Source organism: Sporosarcina sp. P25, assembly GCF_002743235.1.
Lineage (GTDB): Bacteria > Bacillota > Bacilli > Bacillales_A > Planococcaceae > Sporosarcina > Sporosarcina ureae_B.
This window is the reverse complement of sequence record NZ_PDYV01000024.1, coordinates 1-15,798: the sequence shown is the minus strand read 5'-3', so window position 1 is coordinate 15,798 and position 15,798 is coordinate 1. Positions and strand designations below refer to the sequence as shown.

Below are 15,798 nucleotides of genomic sequence, written 5' to 3'. Positions count from 1 at the left end.
GAGCAGTAATTTCTTGAAGTTTTTCATTATACGCTGTCTTAGTTGATTCATTTGTCAAGGAACTTCCCTCCTTTTATTACGATTGAATGGTCACTAACACTTCATCTTCATCTACGAAATCACCTTCAGCACCGTGAATCTTACTTATCGTTCCATCCACTTCAGCCTCTAGCGGAATCTCCATCTTCATGGATTCCAAAATGACAACAACTTGTCCTTTCGTCACTATATCTCCTTCTTTTACATCTATCTGAAAAATCGTACCTGCCATAGTTGCTTTTACTTCTTGCATACCATCACTCCTCATATACTTAGTGCTAACACTTGCTGAAAATATTTTCTTTATAGATAGTGTATCTTATTCATGAAACCGTTTACAAGTGAATCTTAAACAGTCCCGACAGTGTATGCCTGTCGGGACTGAAAGTTTACTTGCTTTTCGTTAAAAATCTTTGTACCGCTTCATGATGGGCATCACTTTCCCAAAGGATGGAACAAACGCGCGCTTCTTCCTGCATGGCGTGTTCAAGCTCACTAGCTCTCCACTTCCTAGTGGCGATGGATTTATACGCACGGTGTACATTTCTATGTACTTTAAGCTGCGGAGCTAGAAATTGGTCAAGAGCCGCCTTCGCATCCCCCTCATACACTTCAGTCGCCCAGCCAAGCTCTAGTAGTTGTGCAGATGTATGAATGCTGGCGCCGCTTGTAAACTGCAGCAAACGGTCATGAGGGCCGTTTTTCTCGAATAACAATGTAGCTCCGCCCCAACCAGCCGTGATCGCCAACGTACCTTGAATGAATCCAGCTCTTGCATGCGATGCAACCAAACGGTAATCACAAGCCGTTGCCAGTTCACAGCCTCCACCCACAGCCGTTCCATTCACAAGCGCTATTGTAGGCATTGGTAAAGTAGCGATTCGATATAAAATACTAGCCCCCCTGCTCAACATCGGAAAAGCATCCTCTGCGGTTTGAAAGCCGTGAAAATCACTAAGATCTCCGCCTGAACAAAATGCCAAGTCACCTTCTCCCTTAATAACAGCAAAGGAAACTTCCGGGTCATCTTCGATTTTATCTAGAAAGAATTCAAGCCCCTCCATGACATCATAATTTACCGCATTTCGCATAGCAGGACGATTAATTGTAAAATACGCAATGGATTGATCAACCTTTATAGAATAAGACAAAAAAACTCCCCCTTTTCACTTAGCATACCATTTTTATGCAAAAGAAAAAAGACTACCTTGAGCCATGGTCTCAAGGTAGTCTTTCATTCGTTGTGTTGAATCTAAATTATTCGCCTACAACGTCTTTTCCTTTGTAGTGTCCGCATGATTTGCAAACGTGGTGTGCCAATTTCATTTCGCCACAGTTGTTACAAGTAGTCATACCTGGCGCTTCGATTTTGAAATGAGTTCGACGCATATTTTTCTTCGTTTTAGAAGTTCTTCTCTTTGGTACTGCCATTGGGGGGCACCTCCTTATAAGGGTTTACTCTTTATCGGTTTCAAAAAAATTAGCCAATCCCGCTAAGCGAGGATCTACTTTTTCTCCTGCTTCTTGCCGTTGCGCTTCCAATTCTTCATCGGTTGTATAGGACCAACCTTTACCTTCCACCTGTTGCATCTCATCTGCATTTTCACAGAATACTTGCATCGGGATTTCAAGCAAAATTAGTTCTTCCAATACAGGAGTAAAATCAATTATTTCCTCATCAACCGGATGAATTTCATCATCCGTCTGAAGTGTCTCCTCGTCCCAGCTGAATTGCTCAACTGTTTCAATGGAGAATGGATAATCGACGTCTTCCCACGTACGTGCACAAGGCAAAATCATTGAACCTTCTAGCCGAAGCTGGCATGTTAACTTTTTCTCACCAATTGTACATGTTCCACTTACTCGAACAGGCTGAATTGCCCTAATTTCTTCATTCCGATTTTTCACAGAATCCAAATTCACTGCTTCGTCAAACAGTAGCGGGCCTTGCCTATGTTTCCGTAATTGATGAATGGACCATTTCATGTCTATCACCTCAAGACAACAATGTTGATTATAGTATTTTAAATAAGGGATGTCAAGATATTTTCTTGTCACCTTATCAAGTTTAACGGTATAATTCATTATACGCAAGTACAGAGGAGGATTTCATTGATAGCTACTGGTATTGTCGTCGAATATAATCCCTTTCATAACGGCCATTTGTTCCATCTAAATGAAGCTAAAAGGCTAACGCGTGCAGATGTGATAATCGCTGTGATGAGTGGACATTTTCTTCAACGCGGTGAACCAGCGATTGTCGATAAATGGACACGAGCGCGCATGGCCCTTGCTAGTGGTGCAGACCTAGTCATTGAGTTACCTTATGCTTTTTCTACAGCCCATGCTCCTCAATTCGCTAAAGGAGCCGTCCACATCCTCGATGCACTTCAATGCAAGAACATTTGCTTCGGTAGTGAAGAAGGTCACATCGAGCCATTTATAAATAGTTTAGACACAATGAATACACATCATGAACTTTATGAAAAAACCATAAAGAGTTCCATACAAGAAGGGATCAGTTATCCGAATGCCTTGCGAATTGCATATGAAGCAATTTCACGCGCCACTGAAAAACCACTCGCTGATTTATCAGAACCAAATAACATTCTAGGATTTCATTATATGCAAGCCATAAAAGAAATTCAATCGAACATGATTGCTGTCACGCTCGAGCGAAAAGGAACACATTATCATGATGAAGTATTACCTGTAGAGTCTATCGCCAGCGCAACAGGAATACGCAAAGAATTGTTTGCGACCGATGTCGCGCACGTTCAACCTTTCATGCCTTCATCTTCCTATGAGCTTCTTCATCAACAGCCTCATCAAAGCTGGGATCATCTCTACCCATTTCTTCGATACATGATTCTTCGTGAAGGGCCTGAACAATTGGCATCCATTGCAGATATCACGGAAGGTATTGAATTTTCTCTATGGCGGGCTGCAAAAGGACATGCTACATTTCAAGAATTTATGCAAGCTGTCAAATCTAAACGTTACACATGGACACGAATACAACGAATGCTAGTACATATTTTGACCGGTTATCGAAAATCAATCCGCGCACAAATCACCAGTCCATCTTATTTACGACTACTCGGTATGTCTGAAGACGGAAGAAGTTATTTGCGCACAGTGAAAAAAGAAGTGACTTTGCCAGTTATAAGCCGAGTAGGTTCTCACAAGGACCCATCACTTCTAATGGATATTAAAAGTACGGATATTTATATGTGTGGTATTCAACGAGAGCCAGGTCTCGATTTTAAAACACCGCCCATATTACTGTGACACTTTACTTTTCCTCTAGTTTTTCCAAATAACTTAATGCATCATCGATCGTTTTGACCGGTACAACTTTCATTTTTGTACCGATTTTATCCGCAGTTGCTTTCGCTTCTTCATAATTTGAGAGAAGCTGCGGATTCTTCTTTTTCACTTCCTCCGGTAATTCATCGTCGGGCGCGAAAAATATCTCCATATCTTGACGATCAGCTGCCATGATTTTAAAATCTATTCCACCAATTCGTCCTACTGACCCATCTTCAAGCATCTCGCCAGTTCCTGCGATATTATACCCCTTTGTTAAATCGACATCCACTAGTCGGTTCATCAATTCCAGTGTGAACATCAAACCTGCTGAAGGCCCACCGATTTCCTCAGTACGTATATCCACCTTTGGCTCTGTTTCCAATTTAATCTGCTCTTCAAACTCTATTCCTAAACCTACTCGTCCGTCCGTCTCCGGAAGTTCTTTTAATTCTACCGGAACATCCAACTTCTGTTTTCCACGTTCTACTTGCAAATGTACTTTTTGACCTTCATGCATATCACCAAATTCTTGCATAAATTCTTCTGCGGAAGCGAGCTTTAGTTGATCAATCGATTGAATGATGTCCCCTACTTCGAGTTTTCCTGCTGACGCTCCTGCGGGTAACACACCCGCTACAAAGACGCCCGTGAATTTTCTGGTAATCGGCAATCCTGCCTTCTCAAACGCTACCGATATGGCATGTATTTTCGAATCAGCCATCAATTTTTTCTGACGCACTCCATACTCTGCATCACTTTCCCCATGCCTTCTTACTTGTGTAGCCGGCAATAACTTCATTTTATCTGAAATCTTTGACCAAGCGTACGTTACAGGTGTTGCCTTGCCAATTGCAATTGTCATCAAACTAAATGTTCCTACGTCGTCAGTATCTCCGCCTACCACTTCTACGAGGGGTGCCAAATCATAGGCTCCGCCTGGTCGAGAAATATACATATCCAACGGGTAAAGTACTAAAACAGCTATCATTAGTAGGATGACCGCCGCTATTCCCCATTTACGCATTTTCATAAAAGCTCACCTCCATTAATAGCCTGTACGAATACTACATATATATTACGGTAGATTTTATTGTATTTCAAAAATTAGGAAGGAGTGCGACAGATGCTTTTTATTTATGATCCTGCCGTATCGAACAATGAGTAACGTACTCTTCATCTGGGCGCTAATTATTTTATTTATTTTGCAACCAGATGTCGCTCATGAAGGAGCCGTTTCGGGAGCCCAATTATTCACTCATGCGTTACTACCCTATTTGCTACCCTATATTATTTTAACGCAGTGGCTATTGAAAATGCCTAGCAAGCGGGGCACCAGTCAATGGAGCCGTTACATAAAGGCTTATGTGCTTGGTTCATTTGGAGGCTTCCCGGTAGGGGCCGTGACCGTTAGTGAAATGAAAAAGAATGGAGAGATCTCTGCAGCTGAAAGTAGTTTGCTGGTCGCATCCTGTCATGCACCAGGACCTATGTTCATTATTGGCTTTGTTGGCAACGAATTATTCGGCAGCACGACAAGTGGTTGGAAGTTGTTGATTGCCATTCATTTAGCTAATATCGTATTTTTCATATTGGCCATGTCACTTGTGGGAAGCCGATATCAGCAAACAGCTGTCCCGTCCATCCCCCAACAACAACATAAAACATCTCCTTTGTTGCGCTCTATTAAAGACAGTTCATCCGTTATATTGTTAGTCGCGACTACAGTCATTTTCTTCTCTTCTCTAGGCAATGTGCTTTCACATTCCATATCTTCCGTAATTACTGTGGATATGGGAGTTACCAAAACTTTATTGCTTGCCGTGTTCGAGATGACTTCTGGTGTCCAGTCTGCTACCGAGCATTTTGCTGGAGATGCGATTTATCCGATGCTCATCGCGGCCATTCTTTCGATCAATGGTATGAGCATTCATATGCAGGTCATGACAATCGCTAAAAGCGCTGGTATACGTATACTGCCTTATGTGATTGCAAGGGGCTGGAACCTGTTACTTGTCCCTGTATTATTCATTTGGATTTATTGAGTGAGTAATCAAAAACTGATGGAGTGCCATGTAAAGTATTCGCTGATAAAAGTAATACTATGCAAAAAAGGATGCCTCTAAAGGTCATCCTTTTATCATTTTTTAATTACGTATCCTTATTTTTCGAACTTTCTCGTTAGAGCTACATTGACATGGGGTGGTACGAGCGTGGAGACATCTCCACCGTAACGTGCCACTTCTTTGACGATACTTGAGCTGAGGAACGAATACTGACTCTTTGTCATCACAAAGAACGTTTCAATACTCTCATCCAGTACTCGGTTCATCGACGTAATTTGCATTTCATACTCAAAATCCGAAATTGCACGTAAACCACGAACAATGACGGATGCGTTAACTTCTTGCGCATAATCAATCAACAGCCCTGAAGAAGTATCAATCTTGACATTGTCATACTTCGATATAGCTTCCTGAATAAGAGCAACACGCTCCTCCACTGTGAACAACGGTTTTTTGGAAGAGTTATTCATTACGGCAACATGCACTTCTTGGAAAGTTTTTGCTGCTCTTTCTATAATATCTAAATGTCCATTCGTGACCGGGTCGAAACTTCCTGGTACGATTGCAATTTGTGTCATGCCGTCAGCCTCTTTTCTTGTAAATCGTAATAGCAGTACTTCCATAAATAGTGGAACTGATTTGACTATATGTATCATAATGACCGGGCAAATCTATATGTTTATCATGTTCACAAATGATGGTTGCATCATCCGCTACCAACCCTTGTGCTATTACGTCTTTAATTACATCATAGTATTCGACCGTTGCGTAGGGAGGATCCACAAATAGCAGATCAATAGAGACTTCTTTCTGCTTAAGAATCGTAGCTGCCTGTCGTGCATCTTTTTTTTCAATCCACAGACATTCTTCCATTCGGCACTTTTCTGCATTTATTTTGATAATAGCGCATGCTTTTGGATTCTTTTCAAAGACAATGGCCTGTTCCATCCCTCTTGATAGCGCCTCAATCCCAATAGAGCCACTGCCGCCAAATAACTCGACAACAGTGCCCCCATCGAAATAAGGACCGATTTTGTTGAAAATAGACTCTTTTACCTTGTCTGATGTCGGTCGCGTCGATGTGCCGGGTAAGGATTTCAAAGACATCCCTTTTCTCGAACCGGAAATGACTCTCATTCTTTTTCCATCTCCTTTATTAACTTTTCAATTTGTTCGATAGAAATGGTTTCATCCGACTTATCAATTAACACCAAGAAGATTCGTCGCAACCAATTTTCATCAAAGTATAATGTTTTATTGATTAAGATATAGGGCTTTTCCGTGTAATCATATTTGCTATTATTCATAATGTAGAAAGGTTGTACTTTAGAAAATCGATAGCTGCGATTTGGACTGTCAATATAAATCGATTGCTCGTTTGAACGAATTGAATAACCCATTTTTGACAATAATTCTTCTGCTGGGTAAAAACTTTTACCATCCTGTACTATTATCTTCACTTCTGGAACTTCTTCTCCATCAAGCAATACAGGCCGTGGATCAAATAAAAGGAATGGATAGTTATATCGCTGCTCCTTTATCGTCTGATGAAAATAGTGAGTGTTAAATGCTAGTATCTTGGATAACGCTCTATCCAAATCTGATGAAGAAATTTTTTTGTCTATTTTCTCTTGGATGTTTTGACGAAATTGTCGAAATTGCTCTGCTGAGATGGATTCTTTCAAACGAATAAATACTTTTTGTTCCGCTTTTGTTCCTACTGGATCATCTGCAAGTATAGATGCAATCATACTGCTCATCGATGGCTCGTCCGCTTGTAAAGTGAAACGTGACTGGACACTCATTCTGGCTACTTGATTTATGACTTGCGACATATTATCTGTTTTATCTATAATAAAGCGTTTCGCATTCAGCGACTGATTACTGGAAGCTAACACTACACTGACATGATTCCCACCGATAGCTTCTAACATATTAACCAGTCGGTCATTATACTTTTTATCGATACCTTCACCGAAGATTGTCAACTTATTTGAAGAGTATGCTAGTGGCACATCCTGTTTCTGCCAATATAGCTCATTAACAAATCCTACGCCACGATACAAACGATAGGTAATACGCTCTTTATTTGCCTTTCCTACACGTTCCAATCCCGACACCCACATGCCGCCAATACCTTGCTCATCAGTCACGTGAAGAACCGTCGTCAGGGGTTTTGCATCCTGAAGAAACACAAATGGCTCCTTAAATAATTTACGCCCCGTCAGCGGTGTTTTTTTCGGTAGTTTATAACGAATGGATTGTTGATCACTTCCGCCTTCTTCAAATGCTACACTGGAATCATTCAGTCGAGCGCATGCAGAAGAGTCCTCTGCTTCGCATCCGCGCTCCACACTTCCTTCCGGCCAGATAATCTCATGTCTACCTTCCGACAAGTTATAAAAGTGGTGACGAATGTACAATCCATCCGCTCGATTGACAACCTCAATTTCCTGACGATACGTACCTGAATTCGCGCCTTCTCCATTTGCATTGACCGATTGGCTGTAATGCAAATAAACGAGCCCACCGTTTACTGCCGCCAAAAGAAATAAAATCCTTATAATAACTTTCAACGTACAACACCTCATCACATGGTATGATGGACACGAACCATTACTAATCGCCTGAAAGGAAGCGCTTGATTATGATCCAACAACGTTTTATCGAACTAGGGGAAGGCTATAGCGACATCTACGAATTACTCGAAATAATGTCTACAAACTCCCACAGAATTCATAAGTCCTATATTTTTTCATCGAAACATCATTCTAATGAACAATTATCATTAGCCGTTTCCCTTGCTCCTGCAAATGAAAACACTCATTTCATGCCGATCTATATTTGCAGAGAAGGAATACGTTATTCTGCAGACAAACCATCGAAACGTTATGACCTGTTTGTTGAGCATGCAGAGTCGCTAAATAAAAAGCCCGTCAGAATTGAAATAAAACATTCAACTGAATTTGCTGAAAATGAGTTATTTTACCAATACATTACAGGCGTCTTACGCTTAAACCACTTGTTGCCGCCGCTAAATTAATAAGCGGCAGCAAGTCACAATCCTGTTTTATAATCATATTCTTTTGCTTTATCGGGCTTTGCATTTTCATATATCGTGCTAACAAAGGGACGTTGTGAAGGCAATACTTTCCGTACAGCCGACAAACGCTCCAACTTAGTGATTGTCGTTTCCACGTCTTCCATATCACAGTAAAGCACAACGTATTTCATTCGTTTGGAAATATAATGAACATGCCCAAATTTGCGCAATGATTTTGCTTGTTTTAAATGATGGAGATAGACAATTATGCCTTGTCGATCAATCATGATTCTCCCCCTCTTTCTTACTTCATACAATACCATAGGTGAGAAAAGTCCTGCAACCTTGCATATGAAATGTTTGCGTAGATATATGGGAGACCAGACCAGTCCCCAATCTTTGTTTGCACACCTTCTCTGGAATAGGTTACACTTAAGAAGACATTTATCTGATTCCAATCTGTCTTTACTTTTACAAGGCGACTAGATACAAGTATTTTCTGTTCAGTTGAAGTATAAACATCAGCTCAACAAAAAAGTGATAACTGACTATATTATTGAGGAGGTTTTAGATTGGGAAGGAAAACAAACGTTGCATTAACTGTGGGAGCTGCAAGTGTAGCTGCATGGGCGGCTTCAAAAGTAATAGCAAAACCAGAACCCCGAGCCGAAAAGAAAGCGCTCCATTTCTCGGAAGTCGCTATTTTAACTGACGCGCAACTGTGCCAAAATACAGAAGTTGACCCACTTACCGCTTATACCAAGATGGCTGATTTAGGTGTTCACGGATTCGCGGTCGATATACAACTCACGAAAGATGAAGATATTTTATTAGTGCCTAACCAGGAACTTTTGCCTTCCAATGAAATAGCCGATTATACAGTAGATGAAATCTTGACAAAATATAATAACGCCCATGATCTTGATACTTTGCATGGAGATGTATCAGTTGTATCATTACGTGAACTGTTGGAAAAGTTCCCCCAACTATTACTTGTCATCTCTATGAATGATTGCCCTACAACGTATGAAGGAAGTTTAATCCCTTCCAAATTGTGGCGACTACTAAAAGAGGTGGATGCTACTGAACGTGTTGTAGTAACAAGTCCATACGATGAACAAATTGATCGATTTAATCTATATGCTCAGAATTCTGTTGCCTTAGGTGCAGGAAGTGAAGAAATAAAAAAAGCTTATGTCGCTTTTACGAGCAAATTCGGTCATCTGTACCGGCCGAATGCAGATCTATTCTGCCTGCCCGAAAAACTTGGTGTGTTCCCACTCGCTTCAGAAGGCTTCGTCCGCTTTTTACAAGATCTCAATATAACTGTATTTTATGCGTTGAATGAGACAGATGAACTTCCAAAACTAGCTAAATTGGACGTCGATGGTTTTATAACATGTTACCCAAAACAATTGTTGACGTTCTTCAATGAGCACTAAAGTGACTATAAGGCTTACCATGGACATGCTTGCGCTCAAAACGCCACTTTAATGTTTACCTTCTCCTCGGACACTAATTATATCTATAAAGTAACCCCCTGCAGTTTTTGCAGGGGGTTACTCATTCTTATGAAATAAATTTACGCTGAACAAGAACAGCTGCCACCTGAACCACAACCGCTACCGCAAGAGCTGTTAGAGAATGTCCCATCACCTGCTGGTACTTTCACAGCTTCTGAAACGGACTGGCCAATCAAGATACCAATTTCGTCCAACAGATCCTGTACGTCATTTTCAGCCAGACGCAATGCAGCCACTTCATCTTGTAAATCCAGTTCGCGCTTTTGAACCCGAATTTCCTTCATAATTACTTTGTAATCTGGATGATAGCGCCCAAAACGCTGTACATCCTCATATTGTTCTTTCATTTTAGTGAAATCCATGATCTTTTTTCGCAGATCAGCGTTTGAATATACACGGTTATGTGCGTCTTGATAGGTTTTCACCACTTCAGAACACAGCAGCATCTCGGAAAGTTCTTCCGCCATATCGATGACTCGCATCCACTCATCTGTCATCATTACCAATTGCCGCACCTCCTATCACCACTATCATAACAAAAAACTGCTTCCTCGACTATCCATTAAGACTTTTACTTTTTGGTATTTCTCCTACTAAACGTTTTTTTCACTTCTTCCATATCGCAAAAGTGTATCGTCTGATGCTCTATTTGCTGTATTTGTTCATGTCCTTTCCCTGCAATGAGCACAATCTCACCTGGCTGCGCTTGTGTGACAGCGTATTGGATTGCCTGGTGCCGATCGATGAAGATTTCGATAGGGGTTGTAAAACCCACCATGCCCCCCAAAATGTCCACAATAATTTGTGACGGATCTTCTGTTCTTGGATTATCAGAAGTCAAAATCACATGTGAACTGTAGTGAGCAGCAACTGCACCCATTTGTGGACGCTTGTCACGGTCTCTTTCTCCTCCACATCCAAATACAGTTATCAGCCGTTTGGAGGACTCAGACAAGGCTTCCAATACCGCTTGTAAGGCGTCTGGTGTGTGCGCATAATCTACATACACTTCAATACCCGCTTCTTCATATTTCTCCAGTCGCCCAGTTGGAAGGCGCAAAGCATGCAAATGAGGCTTTATGACGCGTAATGAATATCCAAGCGCCATGAGTGCTCCTATAGCCGCTCTTGCATTCATTTCATTGTGATGACCTAAATTAGCAAGTAGCACTTTTTGTTGTGGCTTGCCGTTAATATGTCGACTGCTGAAATAAATGGGCGGTTTGGATAATTCCTCCCCTATAGCACGACATGTCTCGTCATCTTCATTAATTACAAGCTGATCAGCTAATGGAATAAGTAGTTTTTTGGCATCGATGTATGGCTGTCTACCTCCATGTTCTACATAGTGATCCATCCCAATATTCAAAAACACACCAACAGTTAACGGGCAGTGTGCTAAACGATTCGTGAACAGCCCAATTGAAGATGCCTCAAGAACAATATGGGTGACTTGTTGCTTAATACATCTACGTAAAATAGGATGTAATTGCTCAGCTGGCATCGTCGTCATAGAATTTCGAATCGGCTCTGTTAGCTTACCGTCAATATAAAGACCTGTCGTTCCGATAACAGCTGTTTTATGTCCGAGTTCTTTTAATAATTGCCCGATAAAATGACTGACTGTAGTTTTACCGTTCGTCCCCGTAATGCCAATGATGCGTAATTCTTCAGCTGGGTTATCTGAAAACTTCGCACTTCCATATGAAATAAAAAGCGAACTATCGGGAATCAGAACGATCGTAATGTTTGCTGGTATGCGTGTTAGATCTATGTTTTCTCGATCGATTACCAACGTGTTTGCTCCATTTGAAATCGCTTCTTCAATAAATGTCATTCCATCTGTCATAACTCCTTTCTTTGCTACAAATACATAATTTTTCTTGACCCTCTTTGAAGATTCCGTGATCCCATCGATTGCCCGTCGAATTGAGCCCTGTAAAATAGTGCATGGCCAATCCTTTAGTAATTCAGATAAAAGCAAGGTCTCCCGCCCCTTCCCGAACCTTTTATTCTCCAGAGAATATAATGAAACGAAGCATAAAGTATTCTATGAAAGGCATAAGAAGAATGTCACGAAGAAAGTTGGGATTCTATGATTATCCAGAAGTTCGGCGGAATTGCCATGCAGAATCAACAACAACGTACCAAGTGTATTCAGCATATTCGACAAGCATTGTCGAAATATCGTGCCGTCATCGTTGTAGTTTCTGCAATGGGTAGAAAAGGCGACGCCTATTCCACAGACGATTTGCTTACCCTGACGGACTCCTTCTCGAAATCTGGCGAAGCCAGAGACTTGGCCGCAGCATGTGGCGAATTAATCGCTGCAGCTGTATTATCTGCGGAATTATCCACGGAAGGTATAGACAATACGATTGTCTATGGACAAAATACAGGCATTCGCACATCGGGAGATTTCTGTAATGCAACGATTGATAAAATTAACAGTACACATATTGTCAATACACTTCAAACTCACTCATGTATCATCGTGCCTGGTTTTCAAGGAATGAATATACAAGGGAAGTTTATGACTCTCGGTAGAGGTGGCAGTGATTTGACGGCGATCGCACTAGCCTCTGCATTACAAGCTCAGCATGTAGAGTTTTTCAAAGATGTACCAGGTGTTATGTCAGCAGATCCTCATACTACTTCTGACTATAAACGATTTGATCGACTCACATTCGATGAATTCCTTCCGTTACTAAAATGTAATCGACCCGTTATTCAGGAAAAAGCAGCGGTGTATGCAAAACAAAAAGCGATGCCTCTTCATATACGAGGCATCGCATCAAATGAGGAAGGTACATGGATTCTTCCTTAGTCGTCATGTATGGAGTTTTCTGATTCAGGCTTTGCTATAAATGACTGGGTATAGTATTTATTATAAACGCCAATGCCGGTATGCGTGAAATTCGGATCTAGTAAGACATCCCGGTGTTTTGGAGAGTTTAGCCAACCATGTACAGTTTCAATAGCATCAATATAATTAAACGCTATGTTTTCGCCTGCTTTGTTTGGAGTAAGTCCAACATCTCTTAAACGCTCAGCAAACATTTCCACTGGTCCTTCATCATGAGAACTATATTTACGGAATATCATTTCCTGGCTATGCTTTCTCGAAAGTGTGGCCAGTTTATCGTTATATGATAAAAGTGGCAGTTGATGCTCTTCACGTAATTGGTTGGTCAATTCAAACGTCTGTCGCTCCATTGCGCGGTCCACTTCAGTCTGAACAGTTGATGAAGGCTTCGGTGCTTCCATCATTTCTCCAAGATAGGTCATGTCATAAGGCTGATGTTTCACCAAAGTAGTCGGACTGATGAACCGTACCCCTTCAATCCCGCCATCTTCTTGATCGATATATAATTGTACAAATAAATTCTCATATGGTATAAGAAGACGATTTTTAATATCTTCACTATTTAATGAAAATGTATAAATGTTTTCATTAATCTTCACGTCGATCTCGGATTCAATCGGCGTAAAGCGATGAATCTCCTGTATATTCTGTCCGATTTTAAAGGGGGCTATATCTGCCATATGATCAGCCGTATATATTTGGTTCACTTTCCCATTCAAAACCCCTGCCATGAAACGCGGTTCTTGTGTATATACCCACCATTCGTACTGAAAACTCGATGGTTCAATTCTAGAGGGTTTACCAAATTGTTCTTCTAGCTTGTTGATTTTCTGCCCAACAAGTACTGACATACCTTCATCAGGTCTCGGCATACCTTCTCCGCCGATCGATGGACCTTTTTCAGGGACGGCAATCGGCGAGCCATGTTGTACTGGTGACTCTAGGGGCAGATTTTCACTTGTTTTATCAGTCATGAAATAAAAGACTCCCATTACAATCAAAAGCAAAACAAGAATCTTCCATCCTACTCTCCACATGTTATCTTCCTTTCCACTCTTTATATGTTACTCCTATAATAGTATTACGTATTGCAAGAAATCATTTTGCATTGAATACTTATTCAAGATGAACAACTATTCTAAAATGGTAACTTTCTTATATTGTACAGAAGACACACACTATAGTCACCTATATGAGTCAGGAAAGAAAGCGTTGACACAATGTTGTCATTGCAACTAAAAACGATTTGTTTTATGATATAATAGTATACGTATTCGTCAGGATGAACATAGAGGGGGATATACAGATGTATGTTGAAAATATTGGCCTTAAAGGCCTTGTAGCAGATTTACGAGTAATGGAAGAAATTATGAATAAAAATAATCTTGAAATTGATGGGCAATGGGATTATGAGCGTGTAACATTCGATAAGAAGTATATTGTTAAAGAAGGTACATACTACTTGCGCGTTTTTGGTGAACTTGTTGAAGGCGACATCGATGGCAGAAAAGCAACAGTTCGTCTAAAGCAACCCGTTCTAGGAAAGCACTACTACCCACACGGCGTGGAGTACGGCGAAGAAGAAAACTTCCCTGCTAGCTTAGTTAAGGACTGCGAACTAACGTTAAAGAAAGTATATGACGAGTTAAAGCAATATAGTTTGTAATGATAGGAAAAAGCCGGAGAGCTAAATGTTCTTCGGCTTTTTCTACTATTACTCCACTAATTTGGTTATAATAAAAACAGTATCTACGTGGAGGACGATCACTTTTGAAATTGCTCACAAAAAGAAATATCATGATTGCATTCAGTGTCATTGTACTATTGGTTATTATATTCTTCATTTTACCCGTTTCCATCCCTATTATTTTGGCCTTGCTAACGGCGCTTTTCTTAGATCCTCTTGTTAAATGGGTAGAAATACGATTTAAATGGAAGCGTAAAGTTTCTGTCATTGTGAATTTTATCGTATTTGTTGGAATCATTGTACTTGTCCTTTTCTATACCGTCACTACACTCATCGGAAAAATAGTTCATTTTACAAAAGAGATTCCGAATTACTTAAATTCTCTTTCCAGTGTATGGATTGACACTCAAAGCAAGCTATTTCAGTACACGGTAGGCATGCCCGAAGATATTTTGGCTATGCTAGAAAACGAATTCAATGAAATTATCGAATCCATTCGAATTTCAATCATTACACTTTTTAGTTATGATCGCATTTTAGCTTTAATTTCGGATATACCCAATTTCCTTGTTAGCTTTATTGTGTTCATGATCGCATTATTTTTGTTCATGTTGGAATTACCAAACTTGAAAAAAACTTTTTATTTTCATTTAACAGAAGCCACTGCGGAAAAAGTACACTATATGATGAACAGATTACGTTTTGTGGTAGTAGGGTTCGTCAAAGCTCAATTGCTTGTCAGTTTAATTATTCTAGTCGTTTCCTTTATCGGCTTATTGATGATCATACCTAAATATGCAGTAGTGATGGCGTTGGTAATATGGATTATTGATGTCATCCCGATACTAGGCTCTATTATTATTCTCGCGCCTTGGTCGATCTATCAATATATTTCAGGCGATATCGCAATGGGTACAAAATTAGCGATATTAGCTGTAATACTTTTAGTTATCAGAAGAACTATCGAACCAAAAGTAATGGGTTCCCAAATCGGTTTGTCTCCATTACCTACTTTGATTGCGATGTTCATCGGGTTGAAACTTTTCGGCATCCTCGGTTTCTTCATCGGACCATTGCTCGTCATACTCTTTAATACAGCTAGAGAAGCCGGCATCATCAAACTGAATTTCAAGATATAATACAAAAGAGGCTGGGACATAACTAGCCAGAAGTGAGCCAAAAAAGGGTTCGATCATCGGTTTTTGATGATTGAACCCTTTTTGTATAGAAATCCTTGTATGATTTCCTATATGTTTACCTCCCTG

General features: G+C 40.4%; 19 protein-coding genes. 7 read left to right on the top strand and 12 right to left on the bottom strand.

What is annotated here, in order from left to right:
* Positions 1-76 precede the first annotated feature (76 nt).
* The 4 genes from CSV70_RS14885 to CSV70_RS14870 form a co-directional block, all read right to left on the bottom strand.
* Positions 77-292 (bottom strand): acyl-CoA carboxylase biotin carboxyl carrier protein subunit, encoded by a 216-nt coding sequence (locus CSV70_RS14885; protein WP_085133154.1) that lies wholly within the window; start codon positions 290-292, stop codon positions 77-79.
* A gap of 136 nt (positions 293-428) precedes the next feature.
* Complete coding sequence (locus CSV70_RS14880) at positions 429-1,190, bottom strand: enoyl-CoA hydratase/isomerase family protein (protein WP_085133153.1); 762 nt, start codon at positions 1,188-1,190, stop codon at positions 429-431.
* A gap of 106 nt (positions 1,191-1,296) precedes the next feature.
* Positions 1,297-1,470 carry a 50S ribosomal protein L32 gene (rpmF, locus tag CSV70_RS14875; RefSeq protein ID WP_085133152.1) on the bottom strand — a complete coding sequence of 58 codons (174 nt, stop codon included), beginning with the start codon at positions 1,468-1,470 and terminating at the stop codon, positions 1,297-1,299.
* 24 nt (positions 1,471-1,494) lie between these two features.
* Complete coding sequence (locus CSV70_RS14870) at positions 1,495-2,025, bottom strand: YceD family protein (RefSeq protein ID WP_085133151.1); 531 nt, start codon at positions 2,023-2,025, stop codon at positions 1,495-1,497.
* A gap of 126 nt (positions 2,026-2,151) precedes the next feature.
* Between CSV70_RS14870 and CSV70_RS14865 the strand changes: the two genes are divergently transcribed.
* A complete protein-coding gene (locus tag CSV70_RS14865) occupies positions 2,152-3,330 on the top strand; it encodes a nucleotidyltransferase (protein WP_099628680.1) in 1,179 nt (392 codons plus the stop codon).
* Positions 3,331-3,334: 4 nt separating this feature from the next.
* On the opposite strand, the gene CSV70_RS14860 is transcribed toward CSV70_RS14865, so the two are convergent.
* Positions 3,335-4,381 carry a SepM family pheromone-processing serine protease gene (locus CSV70_RS14860; protein WP_099628679.1) on the bottom strand — a complete coding sequence of 349 codons (1,047 nt, stop codon included), beginning with the start codon at positions 4,379-4,381 and terminating at the stop codon, positions 3,335-3,337.
* Positions 4,382-4,508: 127 nt separating this feature from the next.
* Here CSV70_RS14860 and CSV70_RS14855 point away from each other — a divergent pair, with 127 nt between their 5' ends.
* Positions 4,509-5,393, top strand: a complete 885-nt coding sequence (locus CSV70_RS14855; RefSeq protein WP_143560412.1) for a hypothetical protein — start codon at positions 4,509-4,511, stop codon at positions 5,391-5,393.
* A 116-nt stretch (positions 5,394-5,509) separates the two neighbouring features.
* Here CSV70_RS14855 and coaD read toward each other — a convergent pair whose 3' ends face one another.
* The 3 genes from coaD to CSV70_RS14840 are packed head-to-tail and all read right to left on the bottom strand — an operon-like array spanning position 5,510 to position 7,990.
* Positions 5,510-5,992 carry a pantetheine-phosphate adenylyltransferase gene (gene coaD, locus CSV70_RS14850; RefSeq protein ID WP_085133147.1) on the bottom strand — a complete coding sequence of 161 codons (483 nt, stop codon included), beginning with the start codon at positions 5,990-5,992 and terminating at the stop codon, positions 5,510-5,512.
* A 4-nt stretch (positions 5,993-5,996) separates the two neighbouring features.
* Positions 5,997-6,551: a 16S rRNA (guanine(966)-N(2))-methyltransferase RsmD gene (gene rsmD / locus CSV70_RS14845; protein WP_099628677.1), complete on the bottom strand. Its 555-nt coding sequence runs from the start codon at positions 6,549-6,551 to the stop codon at positions 5,997-5,999.
* Positions 6,548-7,990 carry a hypothetical protein gene (locus tag CSV70_RS14840; protein ID WP_099628676.1) on the bottom strand — a complete coding sequence of 481 codons (1,443 nt, stop codon included), beginning with the start codon at positions 7,988-7,990 and terminating at the stop codon, positions 6,548-6,550. Before CSV70_RS14840 ends, rsmD begins: the two co-directional genes overlap by 4 nt.
* A 71-nt stretch (positions 7,991-8,061) precedes the next feature.
* On the opposite strand from CSV70_RS14840, the gene CSV70_RS14835 reads away from it, so the two are divergent.
* Positions 8,062-8,457: a DUF7147 family protein gene (locus CSV70_RS14835; protein WP_099628675.1), complete on the top strand. Its 396-nt coding sequence runs from the start codon at positions 8,062-8,064 to the stop codon at positions 8,455-8,457.
* Between the two features lie 14 nt (positions 8,458-8,471).
* On the opposite strand, the gene CSV70_RS14830 is transcribed toward CSV70_RS14835, so the two are convergent.
* The gene (locus CSV70_RS14830) at positions 8,472-8,744 is read right to left on the bottom strand and encodes a YlbG family protein (RefSeq protein WP_029052395.1); all 273 of its coding nucleotides are present in this window, start codon (positions 8,742-8,744) and stop codon (positions 8,472-8,474) included.
* A 285-nt stretch (positions 8,745-9,029) separates the two neighbouring features.
* On the opposite strand from CSV70_RS14830, the gene CSV70_RS14825 reads away from it, so the two are divergent.
* The gene (locus CSV70_RS14825) at positions 9,030-9,899 is read left to right on the top strand and encodes a glycerophosphodiester phosphodiesterase (RefSeq protein ID WP_099628674.1); all 870 of its coding nucleotides are present in this window, start codon (positions 9,030-9,032) and stop codon (positions 9,897-9,899) included.
* A 140-nt stretch (positions 9,900-10,039) separates the two neighbouring features.
* Here CSV70_RS14825 and CSV70_RS14820 read toward each other — a convergent pair whose 3' ends face one another.
* Both CSV70_RS14820 and CSV70_RS14815 read right to left on the bottom strand, forming a co-directional pair.
* Entirely contained in the window at positions 10,040-10,480 is a 441-nt protein-coding gene (locus tag CSV70_RS14820) for a YlbF/YmcA family competence regulator (protein WP_085133660.1), read from the bottom strand.
* A gap of 71 nt (positions 10,481-10,551) precedes the next feature.
* Positions 10,552-11,964 carry a UDP-N-acetylmuramoyl-L-alanyl-D-glutamate--2,6-diaminopimelate ligase gene (locus tag CSV70_RS14815; protein WP_158232372.1) on the bottom strand — a complete coding sequence of 471 codons (1,413 nt, stop codon included), beginning with the start codon at positions 11,962-11,964 and terminating at the stop codon, positions 10,552-10,554.
* Positions 11,965-12,075: 111 nt separating this feature from the next.
* On the opposite strand from CSV70_RS14815, the gene CSV70_RS14810 reads away from it, so the two are divergent.
* On the top strand, positions 12,076-12,807 hold the full coding sequence (locus tag CSV70_RS14810) for an amino acid kinase family protein (protein WP_099628672.1): 732 nt from the start codon (positions 12,076-12,078) through the stop codon (positions 12,805-12,807).
* Here the strand turns inward: CSV70_RS14810 and CSV70_RS14805 are convergent.
* Entirely contained in the window at positions 12,804-13,820 is a 1,017-nt protein-coding gene (locus tag CSV70_RS14805) for a CAP domain-containing protein (protein ID WP_158232373.1), read from the bottom strand. The genes CSV70_RS14810 and CSV70_RS14805 overlap by 4 nt on opposite strands.
* A 332-nt stretch (positions 13,821-14,152) precedes the next feature.
* Between CSV70_RS14805 and CSV70_RS14800 the strand changes: the two genes are divergently transcribed.
* Entirely contained in the window at positions 14,153-14,512 is a 360-nt protein-coding gene (locus tag CSV70_RS14800) for a YugN family protein (protein ID WP_029052401.1), read from the top strand.
* A gap of 104 nt (positions 14,513-14,616) precedes the next feature.
* A complete protein-coding gene (gene ytvI / locus CSV70_RS14795; protein WP_085133139.1) occupies positions 14,617-15,672 on the top strand; it encodes a sporulation integral membrane protein YtvI in 1,056 nt (351 codons plus the stop codon).
* The last annotated feature ends 126 nt before the right edge of the window (positions 15,673-15,798 follow it).